The sequence below is a fragment of the Streptomyces sp. NPDC058092 genome (genome assembly GCF_042884935.1).
In the GTDB taxonomy this organism is placed as follows: domain Bacteria; phylum Actinomycetota; class Actinomycetes; order Streptomycetales; family Streptomycetaceae; genus Streptomyces.
Window position 1 is genome coordinate 90271 of record NZ_JBHVSY010000008.1, and the last position, 13075, is coordinate 103345.

Consider the following 13075-nt stretch of genomic DNA (forward strand, 5'->3'; position numbering starts at 1 on the left):
GGAGAGAAATGATGTTCAGGACGAAGATTGCCCTCATCGCCATGGGGGCCGCCGCGGCACTCGCCGTCGGGGGCGTCAGCGCCACGGCCGCCCAGGCGGATGCCGATGCCGCGTCGAGCCCACAGATCCTCAGCACCAGCGGCTCGTCGAAGGCCAACGCGGACTTCGGCTACGCACACGCCACGTGGAAGTGGACGGGCGCCGGCAAGACCGGAAAGGTCAAGGTCTACGTCAACGACCAGAGGTGTAGCCGCGGTGAAGACGTGTTCGCGTTCATGCAGTTCAAGGGGGGCAGGTGGGGCAACTCGATCACCACCGGGAAAAGCCGGGCCTGGAACTACAACTCGGACTGCGTCGGTAAGGGCAAGACCTTCACGTTCCCTGGCTACACGGACACATTCAATGTGAAGAAGGCCCGCGTAGTGGTCTGCAAGGACGACTCCCTGTTCGGGAAGGACACCTGCGTCACGGGCGAGTGGCACACCAACCCCAAGGCGTAGACGCATTCCAGTAGCGGAGTGCCCCGGTAGTCCGGGGCGAACGGGTCGGGTCCGCCGTCGGGGGGGCGGACCCTCCGGTTCCGGGCAGAGGGAAAGCACCTCACCCCTCGCCCGGTACCACCACCCCTGCCTCGTACGCGAAGATCACCGCCTGCGCGCGGTCCCGCAGGTCCAGCTTGGCCAGCACCCGCCCGATGTGCGTCTTCACCGTCTGTTCGGCGAGCACCAGCCGTCCCGCGATCTCCTGGTTGGACAGCCCCCGCGCGATCAGCTCCAGCACCTCCCTCTCGCGCGGAGTGAGCCCGTTCAGCCGCAGTGCCTGCCCACTCCGGGCGGCCCCGGACGGCCCCTGCCGGGCGAAGTCCGCGATCAGGCGGCGCGTCACGGACGGCGCGAGCAGCGCCTCGCCCGCCGCGACCACCCGCACCGCCGAGATCAGGTCGGCCGGCGGCGCGTCCTTCAGCAGAAAGCCGGACGCCCCGGCGCGCAGCGCCTCGTACACGTAGTCGTCCACGTCGAACGTGGTGAGCATCAGGACCTTCGGCCGGTGCACCACCCCCACCGGCGGGTTCAGCAGCTCACGGGCCGCCGCCAGCCCGTCCATCTCGGGCATCCGGACATCCATCAGGACCACGTCCGGGTGGACCCGCCGGCTGACGTCGATGCCCTGGCGCCCGTCCGGTGCCTCACCGACCACGTCGATGTCGCTCTGTGCCGCGAGCAGTGCCGCGAACCCCGCCCGCACCATGGCCTGGTCGTCGACGATGATCACGCGAATGGTCAAGAGTCCTCCGAGGCCGGGGGCGGAACGGCGGCGAGCGGCAGCCGCGCGGCGACCCGGAAGCCGCCGTCCGGCAGCGGTCCGGTGTCCAGGGTGCCGCCCGTCAACCGTACGCGTTCCCGCATCCCGACCAGGCCGTGTCCGGTCCCGGTCGTCTCCAGCGGCGAACCGGGCTGCTCCGCCCGGTCGTTGACCACCAGCACGGTCAGGTGCTCACCGTCGGACGTGATCGACACCCGGGTCCGCGCGCCGGGCGCGTGCCGGACCACGTTCGCCAGGGCCTCCTGCACGATCCGGTACGCCGACAGATCCACCGCCTGCGGTACGTCCGGCAGCTCGGCGGCCAGCGACAGCTCGGCGGGCAGCCCCGCCCGCACCGTCGCCTCCACCAGCTGCTGCACCCGGTCGAGCCCCGGCTGCGGCGCCCGCTCGCCCTCCGTGCCCTCGCTGCGCAGCACCGTCAGCAGCCGTCGCATCTCCGTGAGCGACTCCCGCGCGCTCGCCGCGATCGCGCCGAACTCCTCGCGCGCCTCCTCGGGCAGCCCGCTGATCCGGTAGGGCGCCGAATCGGCCTGGACCGTGATCACGGACATGTGGTGCGCGACCACGTCGTGCAGCTCACGGGCGATCCTGGTGCGCTCCTCCAGCAGCGTCCGCTGCGCCCGCTCGGCCTCGCTGATGGTCTCCTGCTCGGCGAGCCGCCGCTGCGCGTCGCCCCGTTCCCGTACCGCCGCGCCGATCACCAGGACCACCGCACCGAGGACCACGAGCAGCAGCGCGCTGCCGTTGCTGCGCTCCGGCGCGATCAGGTGCAGGATCAGGCTCGCCGCGCCCGTCGCCACCCAGACCGCGGTCAGGGTCCGCCGGGTCTCGCGCAGGGCCAGGGCGAGCAGCAGGAAGAGATAGCCGATCAGGGTGGGCGGCGGCCACGGCCAGATGCCGAACGTGCCGACCGGATACCCGAGCAGCGCGGCCGCACCCAGGATGTCGGCGGGGAAGATGATCCACCAGGCCTGCAGCGGCCGGTGCGCCAGCATCAGGAGCGGCGCCGCCTGCGCGACGGCCAGGGCTCCCGCCAGTCCTCCGTTCACGCCGTATCCCTCGGTCAGGACATTGATCGTGACCGGGATGAAGGTGGCGACGAGGGCGAGGACGACGACGTACGGCAGCAGCCGCTGCCACCGCTTCGGCGCGTCCGCCAGGAGCGGCGTCGCGGGATGGGACGGGTGCGAGAGCCCGTGCGCGAACTCGCGCAGATTGCGCCGTACGGCGCTCAGCAGGCCGTCGACGGCGGGCGATGGGGGATATGAGGGCGGTGGGGGAGACGAGGGCGGCGGCGTGGGCGGCGTGGGCGGCTTGCGCGGCGGGGAAGTGGACATGGCTTGATCAGCGTAGGCAGTGGGCCGGTCCGGTGACGTCATACCGGGGTTCCGGTCCACCGCCGCCCTTCTCGTACGGGAGTACTACCGTCGAGTCTGCCCGCCGACCTGGCAAGCCGGAGACACCCGACCCCGGCCGCCGCACGTGCACACCGCACGCGCACGCCGCACACCTATAGCTCGGCGAGCAGCTGCGCCTTCTTCGCGCTGAACTCGTCGTCCGTCACCAGCCCCGCCTCGTGCAGCTCCCCGAGGTGCCGGATCCGCTCCGCGATGTCCGCGGGATCGCGCCGCCCCGCGCCCGCCAGGACGGCGGCCGGCGCGGCGGGCGACGGCTGCTTCCTGCGTACCGATTCCAGTACGGCCGCGGCGAACGGCAGCGACTCGTGCACCGGGCCGTAGCCGAGGCCGAAGACCACCGCGGCCGGGTCCTGATCGGCCCGGTTGGGGCGGGGATCCATCGGCTGCGCGCTCCGCAGCAGTCCGGCGGCGAGCCCCGTACCCAGCTCCGTACCGGTACCGGCACCGGTACCGGCACCGCCGCCCGCACCCGGGCCGGGAGCGGTGCTCATGCCGAGGCCGGCCCCCGCGCCCGGTCCGGGAGCCGCGCCCTCCAGGCCCCTCGGCACCAGCCGCAGATAGCCGTCGAAGGCCTCCGGCGAGCGCCACTCGACCCCGCTCAGCTCCGTCACCCGAAACGTCTGGTCGCCGGCCTTCCACTTCGCCGTGGAGGCACCCGTCCAGAACCAGCGGAAGGAGATCCGGTCACCGTCGAAGCCGGCCCGGCCGTCGTACGCCTTGAACTGCATCGGTGCCTCGGGGGCCGCGACCAGGAACCGCTCGGCGGGCTCCGCGGCGTCGGGACCGAGCCGGGCGCGCAGCTCGTCCGCGTAGTACTCGGCAAGCGTCTCGCGCTCGGCCGGCAGCACCAGCCGGTACGGATCGCAGCCGGTCTTCAGCTGCCCCGCCGCGGCCTCCAGCAACGGGTCGGCACCGGGTCTCGGCACCGCGTGCAGGACCACCGTGCCCCGCTTGCCCGGGGTCAGCGTCACCGACGACAGCGCCGCGTGCGGGACGCGGCGCTCACGCAGGCTCTGGAAGAGCTTCGGTGTGCGTATACCCCGTTCGAAGCGGATGAGCACGGAGTCGGTGTCGAACTCCCAGGTGGCATGAATTCCGGCCAGCACATCACCCATGTGCCTCATCGTATGCGGCACTTGCTCACACGTCCCCCTCGGTGTCGGCCCCGATATGCGGCCGGCTGCGGTTCGTCGCGCCCGTCAGATCCCCGGGCCCCGGCCGCCGGTGGCGACTCCGTCGTGACAGGTGCTGTCGGAGCTCGCACAGCTCACCGAGGCGTAGGCCCCGACGCCGATGGCGGCGAAGTTGCTGAGGCTCTCGGTGCCCGGCTCGAAATAGCCGCTGTGGCCGACCGCTCCGCCCGCCGAGACAATGCGTGCGCCGAAGCCCGGGTCGACCGGGTCGGCGCCGTGGCCCAGCCCGCCGAGCTCCAGGTTCGGCACGTCCGCGATCCAGTCGTCGTGGTCCCGCGTCGCCCACACCCTGGCCTCGGTGTGCAGCTGCCCGGCGTTCTCCACTCGCATGCCGGGGCTGCCGGCGACCGCGATGTCGGTGACCCTGGAGGGCAGTTCATGCGCGGCGACACCGCACAGCACCGAGCCGTAGCTGTGGCAGAACAGCGAGACCGGGGCGTCCCCGGGCAACGTGCCCACCAGGGCGTTCAGCCGCACCGCCCCGCGCTCGGCGAGGTTCCCCAGGGCCGCGTCCACACCGATCCCGGCCGGCGTCGTGTAGTCGGCCCAGGCGATGACGGCGGTACGGGTACCGGGGCGCGCGGCGCGCTCCGCCGCGTACAGCGACTTCGCCATGCCGACCGGGGCGGCGTTCACCATGGGGGCGGTCCGCTCCAGCGTCAGCAGATTCGTGTCGACGCCGGGGACGATCACGGAGACCCGGGCGGCCCGGTCGAGATCACCGAACACCTCGGCCGCTCGACCCTTCCCCGACGGGTCGAAGGCGAGGATGTGCCGGCCGTTCTCCAGCATCGACTGGAAGCGGTTCATCCGCCGGAGCGCCTCGGCGCGGCCGTCGGGGGAGAGCCTCTCGTCGTGCATGCGCTGCCGCTCGACCGCCCGCGCCTGCACCAGGGCCAGCCGGTTGGCGTGGTAGCGCAGGGTGACCGGGGCGCCGTTCAGATTGCCCACGACCAAGGGGTACTTGTCGGCGAGTCCGGTGCGCTGCGCGGCCGTGAGCGTGGCGAAGAACTGCGCCAGCCGGCGCGGCGGAGCGTCGGCGTCCGGCAGTGCATGACCCGCTACGCTGCCGCGCGCCCACGAGGCGAGTGCGAGGGTGCGTGGCTCGTCGGAGGGTTGGTGACGGACGGCGGTCCAGCCCGTGGTCGCCAGCATCACGAACACCACCGCGACGGCGAGCAGCGCGCGCCATGCGGTGAGCGTGGGGGAGGTGTCGAAGGAAGTCACTTCTGCCCACATTAGGAGACGCGGGACGACAGCCGTGAACAGGGTGACGCACATCACCCCGCTGTCGGGAATTCAGGACCGGTCATTTCACGCTGTGTTGGTGCGACGCGCACGTTCAGGCGCGCGGAGTGCCTCCGGAGCGTCGCATATGGCCGCCGGGGCACGGCTGTTGTGAAGTCGGTCATGTCGGGGCAATGAGGCGTACGGCACATCTGCGCGTCGGCGCGTCGGCGCGTCGGTACATCGACACCTCGGCGCACCAGCGCATCCGCGCCGAGGTCTACCGCACATCGGACGGAGTTTCCATGGCGCTACCCGAGCCCCGCGCCGGCCTCCGCCCGCCAGTTCCCGGCCAGCGCCGGGCCGAGCTGGTCCAGGTACGTCTCGGTCAGCGTGCGCAGCGAGTCCACGTCGGCGTCCCGCCCCTGGCCCCAGAGCTGCCCGGTCACCCGCATCACCCCGCAGAACGCGGCCACGGCGACCCTCGGCCGGGGGTCCGTCTCCACGTCGAGCCCCTCGCGCTCGGCGATCAGCAGCGCGATCCGGTTCTCCAGATCGATGTGGCGTCGAAGGTGGGCGGCGAGCAGAGGCGGCGTCGACTCGATCATCTGGTACATACGCATGTGGAGTTCGACCGTGACGATCGCCTCGATCGCCTCACCGATGGTGTTCCAGGCGCAGAGGACCGCGCGGCGCAGTGCCTCGAACGGGGTCTCCGAAGCGGGACGCCGGCGCAGCTCCGAGAGGAAGTGCGACTCCACCATCTCCTGGATGGCGAAGGCGGCCTCCTCCTTGCCGGTGAAGTAGCGGAAGAAGGTGCGCTGGGAGACCTCGACGGTGTCGACGATCTCGTCGACGGTGGTCTCCTCGTACCCCTGGGTGGTGAAAAGATCGAGGGCGGCGTGCAGCAGTGCGTCCCGGGTGTGTCGCTTCTTCCGTTCGCGCAGCCCGGTCGGGCGCTCGCGCGGTCCCGTCGGACGTCCGACCGGTCCGGTCGGATACGCGGCCCGCTGCCCATCGGTCACGGAAATGGTCCTCTTTCTCCTGATATTCCCAGCTCAGCGTACCTGTGAGCTACGTGACAGTTACTGTCTTGTGAAATGGTTTGTCAACTGTCAGCGACTGACACTAATCTCCCCGGCATGACTAGTCAGACCACCGTCGAAAAGGCGTCGCGGGAGCCGCAGGACACCGCCGTGCCAGCACCTGCCAAGGGGCTGCGCGGCCATCCCTGGCTGACGCTCTTCTCCGTGGCCATCGGCGTGATGATGGTCGCGCTCGACGGCACGATCGTCGCGATCGCCAACCCCGCCATCCAGCAGGATCTCGGCGCCTCGCTCGCCGACGTCCAGTGGATCACCAACGGCTACATGCTCGCCCTCGCGGTCTCCCTGATCACCGCGGGCAAGCTCGGTGACCGGTTCGGCCACCGCCAGACCTTCCTCATAGGTGTCGTGGGCTTCGCCGCGGCATCGGGGGCCATCGGCCTCTCGCACAGCGTCGCCCTGGTGATCGTGTTCCGGGTGCTCCAGGGCCTCTTCGGTGCCCTGCTGATGCCCGCCGCGCTCGGCCTGCTGCGCGCCACCTTCCCGGCCGAGAAGCTGAACATGGCGATCGGCATCTGGGGCATGGTGATCGGCGCCTCGACCGCGGGCGGTCCGATCCTCGGTGGCGTGCTCGTCGAGCACGTCAGCTGGCAGTCCGTCTTCTTCATCAATGTGCCGGTCGGTGTGATCGCGCTCCTGCTGGGCCTGGTGATCCTCAAGGACCACCGGGCCGAGAACGCGCCGCGCTCCTTCGACATCGGCGGCATCGTGCTGCTGTCGCAGGCGATGTTCTGCCTGATCTGGGCGCTCATCAAGGGCGCCGAGTGGGGCTGGGGCGACTACAAGACGCTCGGCTTCCTGGGCGCCGCCGTGGCCCTGTTCGTGGTCTTCGCCTTCTCCCAGAAGAACGTCAGGGAGCCGCTGATCCCGCTGGCGATGTTCCGGTCCGTGCCGCTGTCCGCGGGCGCGGTCCTGATGGTGCTGATGGCCTTCGCCTTCATGGGCGGGCTGTTCTTCGTCACCTTCTACCTTCAGAACGTGCACGGCCTGAGCCCCGTCGACAGCGGCCTGCACCTGCTGCCGCTGACCGGGATGATGATCGTCGCCTCGCCGCTCGCGGGCGCCCTGATCACGAAGTTCGGCCCGCGGGTTCCGCTGGTCGGCGGCATGGTGTGCACGGCGGTCGCCATGTTCGGCATGTCCCAGCTGACCATCGGCACCGGCACCCTGACCATGTCGATCTGGTTCGGTCTGCTCGGCCTCGGCCTCGCCCCGGTGATGGTCGGCGCCACGGAGGTCATCGTCGGCAACGCCCCGATGGAGCTGTCCGGCGTCGCGGGTGGTCTGCAGCAGGCCGCCATGCAGGTCGGTGGCAGCCTCGGTACGGCCGTACTGGGCGCCGTCATGGCCTCCCAGGTCGACTCGAAGCTGTCCGACAACTGGACGGCCGCGAAGCTTCCGCCCCTCGCGCCGGAGCAGCTGGACGCGGCGTCCTCGGCCGTCGAGGTCGGCGTACCGCCGGTGGCAGCCAACACTCCGCCGGAGGTCGCGGCGAAGATCGCGGGCGTCGCCCATGACACGTTCGTGTCGGGCATGAGCACGGCGTTCACGGTCGCCGGCATCGTCGCGGTGGTCGCCGCGCTGGTCGCCACGCTCACCAAGCGCGGTGCGAACGCTGAGGCGGGCGCGGGCGCCGGTCACATCTGACGGTTCGTCATGACGCCTGTGCGGCGTCAACACAGTGCGTACGACAGCCCCGCCGGATCGTTCCGGCGGGGCTGTCGCCTATCAGGGTGGTGTGGCCCGCGGCCCCTTCCCCCGGGGTTGCTCCGCAGGTCAGGGTGCAGGCAACTGATTCGCACCACCACGGGGGTTGATTTCCATGCGTACGACCGTTCTTGCCGCCGCCCTGGCCACCACTGCCCTGGCCACCACTGTCCTGGCCGCCACCGCGCCGGCCGCCACCGCCTCGGTCCCGCAGGCCGTGGCCGACTCCGCGGTCCGTTCCGGGTCCGCCCGGCCCGAGGCCTGCGGCAGCGGCCAGCTCTGTCTCTGGGAGAAGCCGGACTTCACGGGCGCCCGGCAGATCCACGAGCTTTCCACGATCGACATCGAGAGCTGCGTCCCGCTGCCGGCCGGCAGCAAGGTCCAGTCGCTCGTCAACCGCACCGGCCGCCCGGTCACCACGTACCAGTCGGCGGAGTGCGCCGAGACCGGCGAATTCGAGACCTATCCGGGCGGCGGCACCTGGGTGCCCCAGTCCCCGTACCAGGTCAGGGCGTTCAAGGTCTGGGAGAACTGACCCGCGGAGTCTGGGAGAACCGACCCGCGGAGTCCGGGAGAACTGACCCGCGGAGTCCGGGAGAACCGACCCGCGGACGCCGAAGGGCGACGGGGCCGGCCGGCCCCGCCGCCCTTCGGCCGTGATGCGCCGTGCCTACGCGTCGCCGCCGGCCGCGCCCGGGTCGGCCGCGGTCACATCCAGCAGCTCGTACCGGTCGATCGCCGTCTTCAGTAGCGAACGGTCGACCCGGCCCTGCTTCGCGAGCTCGGTGAGCACCGCGAGGGCGATCGACTGCGCGTCGATGTGGAAGAACCGGCGGGCCGCGCCACGGGTGTCGGCGAAGCCGAAGCCGTCCGCCCCCAGCGACTGGTACGCACCGGGCACCCAGCGCGCGATCTGGTCCGGTACGGAACGCATCCAGTCCGAGACCGCCACGAACGGGCCCTCGGAGCCGGAGAGCTTCCGCGTGACGTACGGGACGCGCTGCTCCTCCTCCGGGTGCAGCAGGTTGTACCGCTCCACGTCCACGGCCTCGCGGCGCAGCTCGTTCCAGGAGGTCGCCGACCAGACGTCCGCCCTGACGTTCCACTCGTCGGCGAGGATCCGCTGCGCCTCGACCGCCCACGGCACCGCCACACCGGACGCCATGATCTGGGCCGGGATCTCGCCCCGCTCGGCGGCCTTGTAGCGGTACACGCCCTTGAGGATGCCTTCGACATCCACGTTCTCGGGCTCGGCCGGGTGCTGGATCGGCTCGTTGTAGACGGTGAGGTAGTAGAAGACGTCCTCACTGTTCTCGCCGTACATCCGGCGCAGACCGTCCTTGACGATGTGCGCGATCTCGTAGCTGAACGCCGGGTCGTACGCGACACAGCCCGGGTTCGTCGAGGCGAGCAGCTGCGAGTGGCCGTCCGCGTGCTGGAGACCCTCACCGGTCAGCGTCGTACGACCGGCGGTCGCACCCAGCACGAAGCCGCGCGCGAGCTGGTCGGCCATCTGCCAGAACTGGTCGCCAGTGCGCTGGAAACCGAACATCGAGTAGAAGACGTACACCGGGATCAGCGGCTCGCCGTGCGTGGCGTACGCCGAACCGGCGGCGATCAGCGACGCCGTGCAGCCGGCCTCGGAGATGCCGTCGTGCAGCATCTGACCGGTCGGCGACTCCTTGTACGCGAGCAGCAGATCCCGGTCCACCGCCTCGTACTGCTGACCGAGCGGGTTGTAGATCTTCGCGCTCGGGAAGAATGCGTCCATGCCGAAGGTGCGGTACTCGTCGGGCGCGATCAGCACGAAACGCTTGCCGATCTCCTTGTCCCGCATGAGTTCCTTCAGGATGCGGACGAATGCCATGGTCGTGGCGATCGACTGCTGACCCGTGCCCTTCTTCGCGATCGCGTACGTCTTGTCCTCGGGGAGGACCAGCGGCTTCGCGCGCACCACACGGGTCGGGACATAACCGCCCAGACCCTTGCGGCGGTCGTGCATGTACTGGATCTCTTCCGAGTCACGGCCCGGGTGGTAGTAGGGCGGGTAGCCCTCGTCCAGCTGCTTGTCCGTGATCGGGATGTGCAGCCGGTCGCGGAACCGCTTGAGGTCCTCGACGGTGAGCTTCTTCATCTGGTGGGTCGCGTTGCGGCCCTCGAAGTTCGGCCCCAGCGTCCAGCCCTTGACCGTCTGCGCCAGGATCACCGTCGGCTGGCCCTTGTGTGCCTTGGCCGCCGCGTAGGCCGCGTAGACCTTCCGGTGGTCGTGACCGCCGCGGCCCAGGTGCAGGATCTGGTCGTCGGTCATGTCCTTGACCATGTCGCGCAGCCGCGGGTCGTCCCCGAAGAAGTGCTGACGGATGTACGCGCCGGACTCGGTGGCGTACGTCTGGAACTGGCCGTCCGGCGTGGTGTTCAGCTTGTTGACCAGGATGCCTGTGCGGTCCTGCGCCAGCAGCGGGTCCCAGGAGCGGTCCCAGACCAGCTTGATGACGTTCCAGCCGGCGCCGCGGAACTGCGACTCCAGCTCCTGGATGATCTTGCCGTTGCCGCGCACCGGGCCGTCGAGGCGCTGCAGGTTGCAGTTGACCACGAAGGTCAGGTTGTCCAGGCCCTCGCGCGCGGCGATGGAGAGCTGACCGAGCGACTCGGGCTCGTCCATCTCGCCGTCGCCCAGGTATGCCCACACATGCGACCGGGAGGTGTCGGCGATGCCGCGCGCCTCCATGTAGCGGTTCATCCGGGCCTGGTAGATCGCACCGAGCGGGCCGAGGCCCATCGAGACGGTCGGGAACTCCCAGAAGTCCGGCATCAGCCGCGGGTGCGGGTAGCTGGACAGGCCGTTGGGCGCCTTCGACTTCTCCTGGCGGAAGGCGTCGAGCTGCGCCTCGCTCAGCCGGTCGAGCAGGAAGGCGCGGGCGTAGATACCCGGGGACGCATGACCCTGGAAGAAGATCTGGTCGCCGCCCAGGCCGTCGTCCTTGCCCCGGAAGAAGTGGTTGAAGCCCACGTCGTACAGCGAGGCCGAGGAGGCGAAGGTGGCGATGTGGCCGCCGACCCCGATCCCGGGGCGCTGGGCGCGCGACACCATCACAGCCGCGTTCCAGCGGGTCGCGTTGAGGACCTTGCGCTCGATCTCCTCGTCGCCGGGGAAGAACGGCTCGTCCTTCGTGGCGATCGTGTTCACGTAGTCCGTACTGCGCATCTCCGGCACGGCGACGCGCTTCTCGCGCGCACGCTCGATGAGCCGGAGCATCAGGTAACGGGCCCGCTCACGGCCTCGCTCGTCGACGGCTGCGTCGAGCGAGTCGAGCCATTCCTGGGTCTCTTCGGGATCGAAGTCCGGGACCTGGCTCGGCAGGCCGCCAATGATGATCGGGTTGCGATCGGATCCGGAAGCCACGCTGTTCCTTCGCTGTTCGGTGCTGCTCTACGGGGCCTGGTACGGGAGAACATGCCCCCGGGATGTATGCATGTACGCCATCACCATCGTGTACCGCGAGGGCGTAAACGTCACCTCTACCGAGGGGTAACCGCCGTGTTGTGAGGCATCACGTCCGCGGCGCAGGGATGTGCTGGTCCAAACCGCAACCTTACGCCCAACCCGTCCAACCGTTCCCAAAGGATGTTCGACTCCGAATGGCGGACCGAAACGGCATAAGCTGTGGAAGGACGTAAAGGGTGTGGAGGGTGGCGTCGGCCCCGCGAGGGGCTGCCGACCGTACGGCGACGTGGCAGGGAACGTCCCCGTTTAGGCGGTCTCGCATGCTGGGTACTTGCGCGATCCGCCGCTCCCGTGTGGACTACGGCCAACGCCCCGCGCACGCGCGTGGCTGAAGCATTTTCCGAAACATGATCAGGAGGCAACCCGTGAGCGCGACCGCGGACCACGCGGAGGAGCGGACCAACCCGGCAGCACGCCTGGGGTTCGAGCCCGGACAGGTGGTCCAGGAGATCGGCTACGACGACGACGTCGAGCAGGAGCTCCGTGAGGGCATTGAGGCCACAATCGGCCAGGATCTCGTCGATGAGGACTACGACGACGTCGCAGACGTCGTCCTGCTGTGGTTCCGCGACGAGGACGGCGACCTTACGGACGCGCTGGTGGATGCCATTGGTCTGATCGAGGACGGCGGCGCGGTCTGGCTGATGACGCCGAAGACCGGCCGTGACGGATACGTCGAACCGAGCGACATCAACGAGGCTGCACAGACCGCCGGTCTCTCCCAGACCAAGAGCATCAATGCGGGCAAGGACTGGACAGGTAGCCGTCTGGTCACACCGAAGGCGGCCAAAGCCAAGCGCTGAACCGCGTTCGCCACGCACTCGCCCCGAAGACCCCCGACGGCATGGACCGCCGGGGGTCTTCTTTCTCGGTCGACGGGCGACCCGCGTTTCCCGGTCGCCGGGTCCCCCGCGCGGGTGCCGCACGGCCGCTACGGGCGCTGCGCGGCCTGCTGCGGGCTCTGCGTAGGGTGGGAGGCACCCGGACAGCCCAGCCCGGTGAACGTAGCGAAGGGACGCGTTTCATGGCGATCGAGGTCGGCACCCAGGCCCCGGATTTCGAGCTGAAGGACAACCACGGCCGGACCGTGAAGCTCTCCGACTTCCGCGGCGAGAAGAATGTCGTGCTGCTGTTCTACCCGTTCGCCTTCACCGGCGTGTGCACGGGTGAGCTCTGCGCGCTCCGCGACGAGCTGCCGAAGTTCGAGAACGCCGACACGCAGCTGCTCGCCGTCTCCAACGACTCCATCCACACCCTGCGCGTCTTCGCCGAGCAGGAGGGCCTGGAGTATCCGCTGGTGTCGGACTTCTGGCCGCACGGCGAGACCTCGCGGGCCTACGGCGTCTTCGACGAGGAGAAGGGCTGCGCGGTGCGCGGCACCTTCATCATCGACAAGGAGGGCGTGGTGCGCTGGACCGTCGTCAACGGTCTGCCCGACGCGCGCGACCTCAACGACTACATCAAGGCGCTCGACACGCTCTGATCCGGGTTCGCTGATCCGGGGCCCTCGCTCCGGGCCGGTGGATCTGCGGGAGACCCGGCCAAAAGCCTGCTTTGACCGGGAACCGGTCACTAGGATCCGATCGTTGATCGGAT

At 69.8% G+C, this 13075-nt stretch carries 11 protein-coding genes; 5 read left to right on the forward strand and 6 right to left on the reverse strand.

Features of this window, described 5'->3' with window-relative positions:
* Positions 1–8 precede the first annotated feature (8 nt).
* Positions 9–500, forward strand: a complete 492-nt coding sequence (locus ACFVV1_RS15465; RefSeq protein WP_389989723.1) for a hypothetical protein — start codon at positions 9–11, stop codon at positions 498–500.
* 100 nt (positions 501–600) lie between these two features.
* Here ACFVV1_RS15465 and ACFVV1_RS15470 read toward each other — a convergent pair whose 3' ends face one another.
* From ACFVV1_RS15470 to ACFVV1_RS15490, 5 genes are all read right to left on the reverse strand, one after another.
* Complete coding sequence (locus ACFVV1_RS15470) at positions 601–1284, reverse strand: response regulator (RefSeq protein ID WP_389989724.1); 684 nt, start codon at positions 1282–1284, stop codon at positions 601–603.
* Positions 1281–2660 (reverse strand): sensor histidine kinase, encoded by a 1380-nt coding sequence (locus ACFVV1_RS15475; RefSeq protein ID WP_389989725.1) that lies wholly within the window; start codon positions 2658–2660, stop codon positions 1281–1283. The genes ACFVV1_RS15470 and ACFVV1_RS15475 overlap by 4 nt, the downstream gene beginning before the upstream one ends.
* 173 nt (positions 2661–2833) lie before the next feature.
* Positions 2834–3856, reverse strand: coding sequence for a DUF4429 domain-containing protein (locus tag ACFVV1_RS15480; RefSeq protein WP_389989726.1), 1023 nt, complete (start codon positions 3854–3856; stop codon positions 2834–2836).
* Between the two features lie 84 nt (positions 3857–3940).
* Entirely contained in the window at positions 3941–5161 is a 1221-nt protein-coding gene (locus ACFVV1_RS15485) for an alpha/beta hydrolase (protein WP_389989727.1), read from the reverse strand.
* Positions 5162–5472: 311 nt separating this feature from the next.
* Positions 5473–6108, reverse strand: a complete 636-nt coding sequence (locus tag ACFVV1_RS15490) for a TetR family transcriptional regulator (protein ID WP_389989913.1) — start codon at positions 6106–6108, stop codon at positions 5473–5475.
* 195 nt (positions 6109–6303) lie between these two features.
* On the opposite strand from ACFVV1_RS15490, the gene ACFVV1_RS15495 reads away from it, so the two are divergent.
* A complete protein-coding gene (locus ACFVV1_RS15495; RefSeq protein WP_389989728.1) occupies positions 6304–7914 on the forward strand; it encodes an MFS transporter in 1611 nt (536 codons plus the stop codon).
* 175 nt (positions 7915–8089) lie between these two features.
* Positions 8090–8509, forward strand: a complete 420-nt coding sequence (locus tag ACFVV1_RS15500) for a peptidase inhibitor family I36 protein (RefSeq protein ID WP_389989729.1) — start codon at positions 8090–8092, stop codon at positions 8507–8509.
* A gap of 135 nt (positions 8510–8644) precedes the next feature.
* On the opposite strand, the gene aceE is transcribed toward ACFVV1_RS15500, so the two are convergent.
* Entirely contained in the window at positions 8645–11377 is a 2733-nt protein-coding gene (aceE, locus tag ACFVV1_RS15505; protein WP_389989730.1) for a pyruvate dehydrogenase (acetyl-transferring), homodimeric type, read from the reverse strand.
* Between the two features lie 467 nt (positions 11378–11844).
* Between aceE and ACFVV1_RS15510 the strand changes: the two genes are divergently transcribed.
* Positions 11845–12282 carry a DUF3052 domain-containing protein gene (locus ACFVV1_RS15510; RefSeq protein ID WP_093895494.1) on the forward strand — a complete coding sequence of 146 codons (438 nt, stop codon included), beginning with the start codon at positions 11845–11847 and terminating at the stop codon, positions 12280–12282.
* A 221-nt stretch (positions 12283–12503) separates the two neighbouring features.
* Complete coding sequence (locus tag ACFVV1_RS15515) at positions 12504–12962, forward strand: peroxiredoxin (protein ID WP_389989731.1); 459 nt, start codon at positions 12504–12506, stop codon at positions 12960–12962.
* The last annotated feature ends 113 nt before the right edge of the window (positions 12963–13075 follow it).

What these genes read in the sequence shown, in the direction of transcription:
- ACFVV1_RS15480 (WP_389989726.1), bottom strand. Translation starts at nt 3,856, where the DNA reads ATGGGTGATGTGCTGGCCGGAATTCATGCCACCTGGGAGTTCGACACC.
- ACFVV1_RS15475 (WP_389989725.1), bottom strand. Translation starts at nt 2,660, where the DNA reads ATGTCCACTTCCCCGCCGCGCAAGCCGCCCACGCCGCCCACGCCGCCG.
- ACFVV1_RS15515 (WP_389989731.1), top strand. Translation starts at nt 12,504, where the DNA reads ATGGCGATCGAGGTCGGCACCCAGGCCCCGGATTTCGAGCTGAAGGAC.
- ACFVV1_RS15465 (WP_389989723.1), top strand. Translation starts at nt 9, where the DNA reads ATGATGTTCAGGACGAAGATTGCCCTCATCGCCATGGGGGCCGCCGCG.
- ACFVV1_RS15495 (WP_389989728.1), top strand. Translation starts at nt 6,304, where the DNA reads ATGACTAGTCAGACCACCGTCGAAAAGGCGTCGCGGGAGCCGCAGGAC.
- ACFVV1_RS15500 (WP_389989729.1), top strand. Translation starts at nt 8,090, where the DNA reads ATGCGTACGACCGTTCTTGCCGCCGCCCTGGCCACCACTGCCCTGGCC.